Below are 13,260 nucleotides of genomic sequence, written 5' to 3' on the forward strand. Positions count from 1 at the left end.
CACGGCTTTCCTCTACTTATGAGCCTCGACTTAAATCATAAATCCATCCTGGTAACGGGTGGTACCGGTTCTTTCGGCAAAAAATTCGTGCAAACGGTCTTCGAGAAGTTTCCGCAGGTGAAGCGCCTAGTGGTGTACTCACGCGACGAGCTGAAGCAGTACGAGATGTCGCAGGTGTTTCCACACGATAAATACCCCGCCATCCGCTACTTCATTGGCGATGTGCGCGACGGTGAGCGGCTCAAGCGCGCCTGCGAAGGCATCGACGTGATTGTGCACGCCGCGGCCCTCAAGCAGGTGCCCGCCGCCGAGTACAACCCGATGGAGTGCATCAAGACCAACATCTTCGGCGCCGAAAACGTCATCAACGCCGCCCTCGACTCGGGCGTGAAGCACGTAGTGGCGTTGAGCACCGACAAGGCCGCCGCACCTATCAACCTGTACGGCGCCACCAAGCTCTGCTCGGATAAGCTCTTCGTGGCCGCCAACAACATGAAAGGTTCGCGCGACCTGCGCTTTTCAGTGGTACGCTACGGCAACGTAATTGGCTCCCGGGGCTCAGTGGTGCCGTTTTTCCTGCAGCGCCGCCACACCGGCGTACTGCCCATCACCCACCCCGACATGACTCGCTTCAACATCTCGCTGGAGCAGGGCGTGGACCTCGTGCTGTATGCGCTGGAGCACGCCTGGGGCGGCGAAATATTCGTACCCAAGATTCCTTCCTACAAGATTACGGAAGTGGCCGAAGCCATCGGGCCGCGGTGCAAGCAGGAAATCGTGGGCATCCGGCCCGGCGAGAAGCTGCACGAGGCCATGATAACCGAAACTGACGCGCTGAGCACCGTGGAGCTAGCCAAGTACTACGTGATTCTACCCTTCACCCCGCGCTGGGACGTGGAGGAGTTTATCCGGCATTTCAATGGCAAGCGGGTGCCCGACGGCTTTTACTACGATTCGGCCAACAATCAGGAGTGGCTCACGGCCGAGCAGATACGAGAGGAAATCCGCCTGCACGTCGACGCCGACTTTGAGGCCTAAGAATCTCATCGACCTTTTATTTCAGTCTACAAAAAAGGGCTCCGCAGTACTGCGGAGCCCTTTTTTGTAGACTGAAATCAGGCTTTTAGTTTATCACCAACTTTTTGGCCGCCGTACCGGCAGCACTGCTCAACTGCACCATGTACACTCCCTTGGCTAAGCCCGACAGGGGCAGCACCACCGGCGCGCTAGAATTCCGGGCGGTGGTCAGCGTGTGGCGCAGCACCGTTTGGCCCAGCGTGTTGACAACGGCTATGGTTACGGCCTGCTGGCGCATGACCTCGGGCAATGTCAGGGTTACTTGAGCTTGGGCCGGATTGGGGAATAGGGTCAGTTGCTCACTAAGACGGGCGGTGGCGCTGCTCAGCACCTGGGCCGGGCCGAATACCAGGGCAAAGCGGGTGGTGCTGTAGAGTCCGGCCCCGCTGCTAAAGGCGTAGGAAGGCTGCCGCTCCAGATTCACCAGTGTGCCGGTTTGCGCGTCGCGCAGGTAGGCCACGGTGCCGGTGGGCAGGTTCAGGAGCTGCGCGGCTTCCAGCGTGTAGGTACCGGCCTGAGGCGTGTACACCGACAGCGGCACCGTTACGGTAGCGCCGGAAGCCAGCGTGTTGGGCAGCCCGCTGATGGACAGCGGCTCGGCCCCATTGTGCACGGCTAGCGCCGCCACTTCCCCGGTCGTGATTTTGTAGGCGTCGAAGGCGGCATCGAAGTCGCCGGTGGCGCCTCGCTCGAAATACACGTAGGCCGCGTCGTGCCGCTGGCCGCCCACCAGATCCAGCTGCACCAGCGGCCGGGTTTCTGTGGTAGTGGCCCGGTTGAAATCGGGATTCAAGTAGGACGTCAGGCGGGCGCTGTTGGAAAACGTCAGGCTGCCGGTGGCCCCGACCAGGGGGGCGCGCACAAAGAAGCCCTGGCCCGCGGCAATGTAGCGGGCACTGCCCACGCCATTGACGTAGCTGGCGTAGCTGCCATCATACTGCCCCGAGGATTTGAACACGTACACGGAGTTCAGCAGGTTGGCCGCGCCGCCAAAAGCCAGATTCCAGTCGATGGGAGCCGGATACGGGTTGCCCAGCAGGTGCCAACCGCCCTCAGCATCGGCGGTGCGCGTGAGGCCGCCCCGCGTGATGCTGCCGTTGTTGAGCGTGCCCACGAAGTCAACTAGGTTGGCCGCGTCCAGATTCACGGTGTAACCCACACCGGGCGTCATGGCTTCGGTGGCCGCGCCGGGCGAAAACCAGCCGGCGTTGAAGCCACCATTGGCGGCGCTGGCCGTGGCCAGCCGCTGCTGGCTGTAGCCAAAGACTGTGGGAAACGGCGTCACCGTACCCGGCTCGGCGGCCGTGTTATAATCGGTATTGAATACCGGCGAGAAGCCGGCCGTTGTCAGATCGGCCAGCGTGGTATTGCTCACCGGCGCCGAATAGTGCCGGTAGCCCAGGCCCCCATTCAGGCCGGGTGCAATGTAGCGCTGCACCGTCACAGCCCCGTTCACTGCCCACGGGCCGTAGTTGACGACCATGGCCGTGCCAGCGGCGTTGGAAAGCAGCGTTAGAGTATTGCCGTTGGTGGTCAGGTTTTCGCTCAGGGCCAGCACGCCGCTCAACTGCGCTGGGCCGGTGAGGGTGGTAACGGCACCATTGGTAAGCGTCAGGTTGCGGATACTGAGCAGGCTGCCGCCGATACTATGCGCACCGGCTTCCACAATCTGCAATTCCCCGTCACCGTTGAAAGTACCTTGGTTTATCAGGTCACCGCCCAGGAAGAACGTCCCGTCCACGGTCATCGAAGCGCCGCTGGCCACGGTGAAGGTGTGAGCTGAAGCGGAGGTAGAAGCCGTCAGTACCGGCATCCGAATGGCCGTGGCCTTGATAACAACGTCGTCGGTGGCGCCAGGAACGTAGCCCGCACTCCAGTTGGCCGCATCGGTATAGGTGGTGCTTACCGCGCCGGTCCATTCGTTGGCCACGAAGGCAAAGGCATTGGGGAAGTTGGGCAGGCCATTCTGACTCAGCTTTGCACCCAGCGCTACTGTACCCTCCCGGAAATTACAAGCGGAGCCCAGTGCATTGGGCTGCGCAATAGAGCTCAGATAGGCCTTATTCAAAGCCGACACGTATATTTTGCCATCAGGACCATTCTGCAATGCCGCAGCCAAGCCATTGACGAACCCAACTGTTTGCCGGGAATTCTGAATAGCCGCTCCGGAGCCAGCCAGCAGGTTGTACTGGTAAATCGTGCTGCTGGTAGCTCCGTCAGCATACATGCTGGTGTACAGGCGACTGTTATCGGGCGAAAATTCTACTCCATAGTAGAACGTACTGGTTCCCAATAGCCCAATGTAGTTGGAGACGGAACCAGTAGCCTTGTTGAAATCATAGAGCTCAAATTGCGAATCGCGCAACGCCAGGGCCAGCTTGGAGCCGTTCGGCGAAATCCGCATGTAGCCGACGGCATTGGCAGCCCCAAAGAAGCTGCCTCCCCCTTGGTGCACAGGCCCAACGGCACTAACTACCGGCGTAGTGCTAATGCCTGACGAAGAAAGCAGGAAGCTGTAGAAGCTGTTGGACTGCCAGCCATGCACTACAATCCAGTAGTCACTTCCATTGGAATGCAGGGCTGCCGTCAGCTTTTCCGTGACTTTACCCGCCAGCGTAGGAGTCGGCAGCCGCACCGATTTGGTGGCGGTTACGTCGCCCAAGCCGCCGCGTAGCGTCATATCTATGATGGAGTAGCGCAGCCCGCCGACTAGATTATTGTCGATGGCATCGACGGTGAAAACGTAATAAAGCGAAGTACTGCCCGGGGCCCGCAGAATAAGGGCACCTTGCGTGGCGGAGTTCTGGCCGCCCAGGTTGCTGCCGTTCGGCATTACCTGGTGGTTGGCATCCCAGACCTGCTCACTGTTGCTATAGAGCAGCAGTTGACCAGCAGCATTAGAAATGGAAGCACTGCCTTCGTACGAGGTCATGGCGCCATTGGTCACCGCCACCGGGCTGCCCGTAGCAAAGCTGACGCCGGCTTGGTTGCCAAAGTACCAGTTGTTGGCCTCCCGTTGGGCCTGGGCCTGGAAAATGGGGAATAAGGCACAAAACAGCCAACCCAGAAACAATAGTGTTCCTTTGTAGATACTCTTCATAGACGCGCGGCAACAGGTGTAGATATAGAGTTGGTAAAAACAATTCCGCCGCTTACTCCAAGCGACGGACGTACCAAACCAAAGGTACCGGTTTTTGTAGTCAACCTTGCCAGTTGCCTGCGTTTTTAGAACTTTGCGTGCTTTGCCCCTTTCCAGTATCTATGCTTCCCATTCCCTACGGCCGTCAGCACATTACCGAAGCCGATATCCAGGCCGTCACCGAAACGCTGCTTTCCGACTTCCTGACCCAGGGCCCGAAGGTGGCAGAGTTTGAGCATAAGTTCGCCGACTATATCGGGGTGCAGTATGCCGTGGCCGTGGCCAATGGCACGGCCGCCCTGCACCTGTGCGCCCTGGCACTGGGCGTAGCACCCGGCCAGCGGGTAATTACCACGCCCATTACGTTTGCCGCTTCGGCCAACTGCGTACTCTACTGCGGCGGCGAAGTGCATTTTGCCGACATCGACCCACTGACCGGCCTGATTGACTTGCAACAGGTGCGGCAGTTGCTGGAGGCTCACCCCAAAGGCTATTTCCACGGCCTGATTCCCGTTGACTTTGCCGGCCTGGCTGTTGATCTGGAACAGGCGCGGGCCTTAGCCGATGAGTTTGGCCTCTGGATAATTGAAGATGCCTGCCACGCCCCAGGCGGTTTTTTCACCGATTCGCAGGGCCGGGAGCAGCGCTGCGGCAACGGCCAGTTTGCTGACTTAGCTATTTTCTCCTTCCACCCCGTCAAGCACATTGCCACCGGCGAAGGCGGGATGATAACCACCAACCGCGCCGACCTTTACGACAAGCTCCTGATGCTGCGTACCCACGGCATTACGAAGGACCCGGCCAAGATGCACCGCAACCACGGCGGCTGGTATATGGAAATGCAAACCCTGGGCTACAACTACCGGATGCCCGATATGCTCACTGCCTTGGGTATCAGCCAACTGGAGCGGGCCGATACAGGCCTAGCGCGCCGTCGCCAGCTGGCCGCCCGTTATGACGAGGCGTTTGCCGGAATATCTCAGGTGCGGCCCCTGGCCGGCGCGCCGGGCCATGCCTATCATCTATACGTCATTCAGGTAGCTGACCGCAAAGGGCTATACGATTTTCTGCGGGAAAAGCAGGTGTTTGCCCAAGTGCACTACATTCCGGTACACACCATGCCTTATTACCAGGAGCTGGGCTGGCAGGCCGGCGCTTTCCCGCTGGCGGAAGCTTATTACGCGCACTGTCTGAGTATTCCGCTGTTTCCGAGCCTGACCGACGAGCAGCAACAGTACGTAATCGGCTGCATCCGGGAGTTTATTGGGGAGTAAGTACATGGCCGCATTTCCTTCTTTGCCCCGCGTAGGCATCATTTCCCAGGCCCGCATGACCAGCACTCGCCTGCCGGGCAAGGTACTTCTGCCTATCGGTGGCCGGCCCATGCTGCACTATCACCTAGCTCGCCTGCGCACTGCTGGTTTGCCGCTGTATCTGGCCATTACGACCAATACGGCGGACAACTCGCTGGCCGATTTTGCCACTACCCAGGCCATTCCCTGCGTGCGGGGCAGTGAGGATGATGTGCTGAGCCGCTATTGGCAATGCGTGGAGCAACACGAGTTGGATATCATCGTGCGCGTCACTTCCGACTGTCCGCTGCTTGACGGCGCGCTTATCGGGCAGGGTGTGGCCGAGTACATCAAGCAGGCCGATTCGCGTCTGTACCTGTCGAATGTGCTGGAGCGCACGTTTCCCCGGGGGCTGGACTTCGAAGTATTTTCCCGGGAGCTGCTCGCTGAAGCCTTTCACAACTCCACCCTGCTCTCCGACCGGGAGCACGTCACGCCCTACATTCACCAGAACCGCTCCGGCACCGTGCGCTTCCAGCACATCACTCACCCAACCGACCGCAGCAACTACCGCCTGACGGTGGACACGGCCGAAGATTTTGAGCTGGTTCGGGTGCTGATTGAGCAGTACCAAGCTCACCAGCTGACTACTACCGAGTTGCTCGACTTGCTGGCCGCTCACCCTGAGTTGGTGGCGCTGAATGCCCACATTGAGCAAAAGAAAGCGTGATGCCTACCTCTGCTTCTCGAGTGGTTTTTCGGGTCGATGGCAACGCCACAATTGGGTTGGGCCACGTCGTGCGCTGTTTGGCACTGGCCGATATGCTGCAGCCCGGTTTCGACTGCGTTTTTGCTATTCAAGACATGGACGTAAGCGGGCAGCAACAAATCCAGCCGTTGTGTTCTGCTATCTGGTCGGTGCCGGTATTTGAGCAGCCGGAACAGGAAGCTCAGTGGCTGCTGCGGCAAATGCGGCCTACCGATATCCTGGTGCTGGATGGCTACCATTTCGGCCCGGCCTACGCCCATATTTTCTGGCGCCAGGCCCGGCCGGTCGTCTGCCTCGACGACCTGCTGGCCCAGCCACTCTGGGCCGATGTGGTTATCAACCATGCGGGCGGAGTTGGCCCCGAAGCGTATGCCGATAAGGTAGTGCCCGGGGCCGCCTTGTGCCTGGGACCCCAGTATGCCCTGCTGCGCCGGGTGTTTCAGCCGGCCGCCCGCCAGCCCGTTGCTGCCCCCGACACCGACCGAATTTTCCTGAATATGGGCGGGGCTGATCCGGAAAATCACACGCTGCGGCTACTGCGCGAGCTACGGCAGCGTTTTCCGGCCAAGGCTATTGAGGTGGTCACGGGAGCAGCGTATCCGCACCAGACCGAGCTTGCAACGCAGGCACAGTCGATAAGTCGGATTACGCTGCACCACGCCATTTCGGCCGAGGCTATGGCCGCGCTGCTGCGCCGGTGCGGCATTCACGTCTGCCCGCCCAGTGGGGTGGCCTACGAGTGCTGCGCCGTGGGCGGACTGCTGCTGTTGCACCCCATTGCTGATAATCAACGCCTGCTGCTGGCATATCTAACCGGGGCGGGGCTGGCCTTGCCGTATTCGGATTTGGCAGCCATATCTGAAACGCAGCTCCCCTGCCTTGCCCAGCAGCTGCAGCAACGTCAGTGGCAGGTATTCGACGGCAAAACCGGGCCGCGCTTCCGGGAGGTATTCACGGCCCTGCACGCGGCCTATCAGCTTACGGTACGCCGGGCTGAGGCCACCGACGCGCACCAGTATTTCACCTGGGCCAACGACCCCGACGTGCGCCGCAATGCCATTCAACCGGAGCTCATTGCCTGGTCCAACCATCTGGACTGGTTTGCGCGCCGTCTGGTCGATGCGGACTCATTTCTGTATATTTTTGAGCGCGCCGGCACCCCGGTTGGGCAGGTACGCATTGAATTCACTGGCTCCGAAGGCACCATCGACTACTCCGTCGATTCAGCCTTCCGGGGACAAGGCTTGGGGCTGGCTATACTGCGGCGGGCCCTGGGCCAGCTGCGCCGCGACAAACCCAGTGCCTGGGCGCTGGTGGGGCAGGTAAAGGCCGGCAACCTTCCCTCCTGCCGTGTGTTTCAACGCCTGGGGTTTGCTCAATTGGCGGCCCTGCGGCTGCACAATGAAACCTATGAAGTATTTCGGCTGGAGGTAGCTCCTGCCGTTTCCTGATGAATACCATGCAGAATATCCTTTTGGGCGGCCACCAGATTGGCCCCGGACACCTCCCCTTTATCATTGCCGAAATGTCGGGTAACCACGGCCAGTCGCTGGAAAAGGCGCTTGCTATTGTGGATGCCGCTGCCGATGCGGGTTGCCAGGGCCTGAAAATCCAGACCAGCACGCCCGATATGCTCACCCTCGACAGTCGGGAGCCCGATTTCATTGTGCGCGGCGCCAACGACGACTGGGAAGGCCAGTCACTTTACGAGCTGTACACCACCAACCACACGCCGTTTGAGTGGCACGCGCCCATTTTTGCCCGTGCCGCCGAGCGGGGCATGGTTGGTTTCAGCTCACCGTTTTCGGTAGAAGCCATTGATTTCCTGGAAAGCCTGAACTGCCCGGCCTACAAGATTGCCTCGTTTGAGAACAACTGGCCCGATTTGATCCGGCGGGCCGCCCGCACCGGCAAGCCCGTTATTATTTCTACCGGTATGGCTAGCTTGGCCGATCTAGAGCGGATGGTGCGCATCGTACGCGAAGAGGAAGGTAACGACCAACTGGTGCTGCTCAAATGCACCAGTACCTACCCGGCGCTGCCCCACAACACCAATCTGGCCACTATTCCCCACCTGCAGGCCATGTTCGGCTGCCACGTTGGCCTTTCCGACCACACGATGGGCACCGGCGTGAGCGTGGCGGCTACGGTACTCGGGGCCACCGTTATTGAGAAGCACCTCACGATGCGCCGCGCCGATGGCGGGCCCGATTCGTCGTTTTCGATGGAGCCCGACGAAATGGCGCGCCTGGTGCAGGAGTGCCGGCAGGCCCAGCAGGCAATCGGCAGTGTGTTTTACGGGCCTACGGCCGCCGAGCAAAAGTCGCTGGGTTTCCGCCGCTCTATTTATGTGGTGGAAGACTTGGCGGCCGGCGACGTGCTGACGGCGGACAATATCCGCGTGATTCGGCCCGGGCACGGCTTGGCCCCGCACCACTTGCCGGAGGTGCTGGGCCACCCGGTACGCCAAGCTATCCGGCGTGGCACGGCCCTTACCTGGGATGTCCTGTAGCCCGCGCCGCGACCCTGACTGATTTACTACCTTCACGACATGGAAATCCGGAAATTCGACAACGGCAGCTATATCATTGCCGACACGCTTTCGATTGGCAGCAACTTCCGCATCGGCCCCAACACCACCATTCGCGCCACCTCGTGCGTTATCGGCGACAATGTGACGCTGGGCGCGAACAACGTGTTTCTGGTGGGCCAGGAGCTGCAGATCGGCAACCTGACCATCTTCGGCAATGCCAACAACCTGACGGCCCGCACGATTCACGTGGGCGAGTACGTCTACTGGGATTCGAACGTGGTAGTGGGCCACGGTGGCAAGTTCAGCGAGGATGCCCACCTGCGCGTGGGTTCCTATTCCATGATCTGCGCCCGGATTACGCTCAACGTGAATCACGCCATCCACATCGGGGAGTACGTCGGCATCGGGGAAGACGTAGCGGTGTGGACCCACGGCTCCTACCTGCCGATTCTGGAAGGCTTCCCGGCTGATTTTGGCCCCGTGCACATCGGCGACAAAGTGTGGCTGCCGGCCAAATCGACGGTGCTGCCCAACCGCCGCATCGGCAACAATGTGGTGATTGGCACCAACTCGCTCATCAACAAAGACCTGCCCGATGGCTGCCTGGCCGGCGGTATTCCGGTCCGGATTATCCGGGAGAATATGTACCCCAGCCACGATCCAGCCCGCAACGAGCAGCTGGTGCGGCGCATCGTGGAAGATTACGAAAAGCTGGCCGCCTACAAAGAGCTGGCCGTGCGGATTTCGTACAAGCCTGCCACTGCCGAGCTGCGCTGCAACGAGGTAGTTTTCAACCTCGACACGATGAAAGTGCAGGGCTCATTCACCGCCGTAGAGGAAGATTTCCGGGACTTTCTGCGACGCCGGGGCATCAAGTTCTACACCGGTCAGGCCTTCTCTTCTATTCTGCCCGAAGAGTACCGCCGCCTGCTGGCCTTTTCCCCCGATACCGATGGAGTGGAGTAACAAAAAGATACTGGTAGTAGTAGCCCACCCCGACGACGAACTGCTAGGCCTGGGGGCCACTGTTCACCGCCTCGTGCGCCAGCAGGGCTGCACGGCCCGCGCCGTGATTCTGGGTGAGGGCATCACGTCTCGCAGCGCCGTGCGCGACGCGGAGAAATGGGCCGCTGAGCTGGCCGTGCACCGCGGCAACATTCAGCGGGCCGCCGAGGCCATCGGCTACTCGTCTACCGGCATCTACGACTTCGCCGACAACCGCTTTGACTCCGTGGATCTGCTGGATCTGGTAAAGGTGGTGGAGCAGGAGAAAGAAGCGTTTCAGCCCGATATTATCTTCACCCACCACGGCGGCGACACCAATATCGACCACCGGCGTACATTTGAGGCCGTTATTACGGGCACCCGTCCGCTGCCCGGCGAGCCAATGCGCACCATCATTGCCTGCGAAACGCCTTCTTCCACTGAGTGGCAGGCGGCCAATTACCCCAACCCGTTTCTGCCTAATTTTTTTCTGGCGGTTTCGGAAGAAGATGTCCAGGCCAAGATTGCGGGCATGGAAGCCTACGAGTTTGAGAAGCGTGCCTATCCGCACCCCCGCTCCCCCGAAGCGCTGCGCATTCAGGCCCAGCGCTGGGGCGTGGTCATTGGGCAGCCGTTTGCGGAGGCGTTTATGCTAATTCGACACATCGGCTAGGCAGTGGCAGCGCATGGCCAGTCGTATTCGTCTTTAGTGCAACAGCTCACCGAGCGTTTTCAGGATATCCTGTATGCGCGGCTTACCAGCCATTTCGCCTCGTTTCCGGCGCATTTGCTAGCTTCTATTTCGCCCCCTAGTCCGCTGCGCCGCCTGCTGAAGGTACTCGGGTACGCAGCTGTGCGGCTAGTGGGCAACGTGTTCCGGCCCATTCGCAACCCCGAGCAGCTGCGCGGCGCGGTGTGGCTGTACGTGGTGAGTCAGAACAACTACGAGGCCTTGTATTTCATCCGGGAGGCGCTACCCGGCAGCGTGCTGGTGGCCGGACAAAGCAAGGAAATCGGGCGTTACAACGGGGCCGTAAACCGCCTTTCGCTGCGGGGAAAACTGCTCTATTACTGGCAGTTTCCGCTGGTGTTGCTGGGCCTGCGGAAAACTGAGGGTAGCCGGGCGTGGCGCTTTTTCGATTTGATTTTCAACGCCATCGGCTACTTTGAGGTGTACGGGCAGGCGTTGCGGCACTACCGGCCCCGCGCCATCGTATTTGCCAACGACCACAACGACGACAGCCGGGCTCTGCTGCTGGCGGCCCGCGCCGCCGGGGTGCCCACGGCCTACGTGCAGCACGCCAGCGTAAGCACCAACTTCCCCCCCCTGAGCTTTGACCTAAGCTTGCTCGAAGGCCAGGATGCGCTGGACAAGTACCGGCAGTGCGGCCCGGTGCAGGGCCGGGTGGAGCTGGTAGGAATGCCCAAAGCCGATGCGTTTCTGCGCGACAAGAACCAAAATCCGGCGGTGCGGCGCGTGGGCCTGGCCATCAATACGCTCGACGAAACCGAAGCCGTAGCCGCCGCGCTGGCCTACTTGTTGCCCGCGTATCCCACGCTCACCTTCACGCTGCGCCCCCACCCCTCCGACCGGCGCGACTTCTCGTTTCTGGCCCGGCAGCACCCACAGCTGCTTTTCTCCGATGCCCGGCAGCAGAACGTGTTTGAGTTTCTGCGCCAGCAGGATGCTTTGGTAGCAGCCGATACCAGCACCCACCTAGAGGCCGTGCTGCTAAACGTGGCCAGCTTCTACTACCGCTTTGGTACCCATGGCGTGGCCCACGACTACTACGGCTACGTGGCCCACGGCCTCTCGGAGCCGGCCGACACGCTGCCCGAACTGGCCGCGCTGCTCGGGCGCTACCAGCAGCACAAGCCGCTCGACCTCTACCAGCGCGCCACCTACTACAACGCCACGCTGGGCACCGCCGACGAAGGCCACAGCCAGCAGCGGGCCGTGCGCCTGCTAGCCGAGTGGCTCGACGGCTGAACAGCTCTGTGTACCCCTCTGCGCTCCGCTGCGGGAACCGCTGCCAGAACGTTACTTTGCCCTCATGCTGCCACCACTCCCTGTCCTTGCGCCCATTATTACTGCCGAAACCCGCCTGGCCTACGTACTGCGCCACTTCCGGGAGGCATATACCAACGTGCCCGCCGTATCGATTGGCTACGAGGAAGCACAGGTGCGGATAGCCGACGGGGCCGGACAATTCTTCGAACAAACCCACCCCTACCCGTCCGCGCCTGCTTACCGCGACTACCGGGGCCAGCGGCTACCGTTCTTCTTCGATGCAGCCCCCGAGAACTCCCTGCTGGAACTGCTGCCGGCAGGCCGGGCTATTATCCACGCCGACATTGTTGCGGCGGCTTTTTACCTGCTCAGCGGTTGGCAGGAGTTCTTTTCCGAGGAGCGTGACCGTCATGGGCGCTTCCCCTACGCGGCCAGCGTGCAGCACCGCTATGGCTTCGTAACGGTGCCGGTGGTGAACTACTACTTCGACGTGCTCAAAACCGCCGTGGAGCACGTCTCTGGGCAAGCATTGACACCCAAAGGCTGGGCCGGTGCACCCTTCGCCGCCTTCGTCACCCACGACATCGACAACCTGCACAGCGCCTGGAAACAGCCAGCCAAGCAGGCTCTCAAAGCCGGCCACCTGCTGGGCTTCTCGCGGCAGCTCTGGCAGCACCTCACCCGGCCCGATGCCTGGGACAACCTGGCCCGGGTGCAGCAGACGGTGGCCGGCTACGGCGCGAAAAGCACGTTCTTCTTCCTCCCTGAACACCGACCGGGGGCCAACGGCACGCCCAACGCCGACTACGCGGTAGCAAAAGCCTGGCCCCGCATTGCGGCGGCCATCGGCAACTCGGAAGTGGGGCTGCACGGCAGTATCGGACGGGCGCGGGAAGGCAGTAACCTGAAAGCTGAGCAGCACCGCATGCAGGACTGCACCCGGGGCCCGGTTGACGGTATCCGGTTTCACTACCTGGGTTGGGAGCCCCGCGTTACGCCTTTCATCCTCGATACGCTCCTCTTTGCCTACGACTCCACGCTTGGTTTTGCCGAGCACTACGGCTTCCGCAACTCTTACTGCCGGCCTTTCCACCCGTTCAACTTTGCTGCCGGCAAGCCCTGCACCTTCCTCGAAATCCCGCTCAACGTGATGGACGCCACGCTGTACCATCCCAACTACCTGCAGCTGGCCCCCGACAAAGTGCTGCCGGCTCTGCGGCCTATGTTCGAGGAAATCGAGCGGTTCGGGGGGGTGTGCACGGTGCTCTGGCATAACGAGAACTTCGACCCGGCCAACCAGCACAACGGCCCGCAGCAGTTCCACGCCCTCATGGAGTACCTTCGCAGCCGCCGGGCGGCTTTCGTGAATGGCACTGATATTTGCGTAACGATGAGCTAGCGTGCTGCGAAAGAAGCGTGTCGCCTCGCAATGACACGCTGGGCAAAAACTCACAA

The 13,260-nt window shown here is 60.8% G+C and carries 10 protein-coding genes; 9 read left to right on the top strand and 1 reads right to left on the bottom strand.

Translation table 11 applies throughout. The annotated features are described in order from the left end of the window. Positions 1-18 precede the first annotated feature (18 nt). Positions 19-1,038: a UDP-N-acetylglucosamine 4,6-dehydratase (inverting) gene (gene pseB / locus LGH74_RS07030; protein ID WP_226173859.1), complete on the top strand. Its 1,020-nt coding sequence runs from the start codon at positions 19-21 to the stop codon at positions 1,036-1,038. 85 nt (positions 1,039-1,123) lie between these two features. Here pseB and LGH74_RS07035 read toward each other — a convergent pair whose 3' ends face one another. Further along, positions 1,124-4,177 carry a T9SS type A sorting domain-containing protein gene (locus LGH74_RS07035; protein WP_226173861.1) on the bottom strand — a complete coding sequence of 1,018 codons (3,054 nt, stop codon included), beginning with the start codon at positions 4,175-4,177 and terminating at the stop codon, positions 1,124-1,126. A gap of 161 nt (positions 4,178-4,338) precedes the next feature. Here LGH74_RS07035 and pseC point away from each other — a divergent pair, with 161 nt between their 5' ends. From pseC to LGH74_RS07075, 8 genes are all read left to right on the top strand, one after another. Further along, on the top strand, positions 4,339-5,490 hold the full coding sequence (gene pseC / locus LGH74_RS07040; RefSeq protein ID WP_226173863.1) for a UDP-4-amino-4,6-dideoxy-N-acetyl-beta-L-altrosamine transaminase: 1,152 nt from the start codon (positions 4,339-4,341) through the stop codon (positions 5,488-5,490). Between the two features lie 4 nt (positions 5,491-5,494). After that, the gene (locus tag LGH74_RS07045; protein ID WP_226173865.1) at positions 5,495-6,238 is read left to right on the top strand and encodes a glycosyltransferase family protein; all 744 of its coding nucleotides are present in this window, start codon (positions 5,495-5,497) and stop codon (positions 6,236-6,238) included. Further along, on the top strand, positions 6,238-7,728 hold the full coding sequence (gene pseG / locus LGH74_RS07050) for a UDP-2,4-diacetamido-2,4,6-trideoxy-beta-L-altropyranose hydrolase (protein WP_226173867.1): 1,491 nt from the start codon (positions 6,238-6,240) through the stop codon (positions 7,726-7,728). Before LGH74_RS07045 ends, pseG begins: the two co-directional genes overlap by 1 nt. Before the next feature lie 8 nt (positions 7,729-7,736). Next, a complete protein-coding gene (gene pseI, locus LGH74_RS07055) occupies positions 7,737-8,789 on the top strand; it encodes a pseudaminic acid synthase (RefSeq protein ID WP_348532988.1) in 1,053 nt (350 codons plus the stop codon). Between the two features lie 39 nt (positions 8,790-8,828). Further along, positions 8,829-9,776: an acyltransferase gene (locus LGH74_RS07060; protein ID WP_226173870.1), complete on the top strand. Its 948-nt coding sequence runs from the start codon at positions 8,829-8,831 to the stop codon at positions 9,774-9,776. Further along, a complete protein-coding gene (locus LGH74_RS07065; protein ID WP_226173872.1) occupies positions 9,763-10,467 on the top strand; it encodes a PIG-L deacetylase family protein in 705 nt (234 codons plus the stop codon). The genes LGH74_RS07060 and LGH74_RS07065 overlap by 14 nt, the downstream gene beginning before the upstream one ends. 36 nt (positions 10,468-10,503) lie before the next feature. After that, positions 10,504-11,784, top strand: a complete 1,281-nt coding sequence (locus LGH74_RS07070; RefSeq protein ID WP_226173874.1) for a glycosyltransferase family protein — start codon at positions 10,504-10,506, stop codon at positions 11,782-11,784. A gap of 64 nt (positions 11,785-11,848) precedes the next feature. Continuing rightward, positions 11,849-13,204 carry a DUF7033 domain-containing protein gene (locus tag LGH74_RS07075; protein ID WP_226173876.1) on the top strand — a complete coding sequence of 452 codons (1,356 nt, stop codon included), beginning with the start codon at positions 11,849-11,851 and terminating at the stop codon, positions 13,202-13,204. Positions 13,205-13,260: the final 56 nt, after the last annotated feature.

It is taken from the genome of Hymenobacter lucidus, assembly GCF_020447265.1.
GTDB lineage: Bacteria > Bacteroidota > Bacteroidia > Cytophagales > Hymenobacteraceae > Hymenobacter > Hymenobacter lucidus.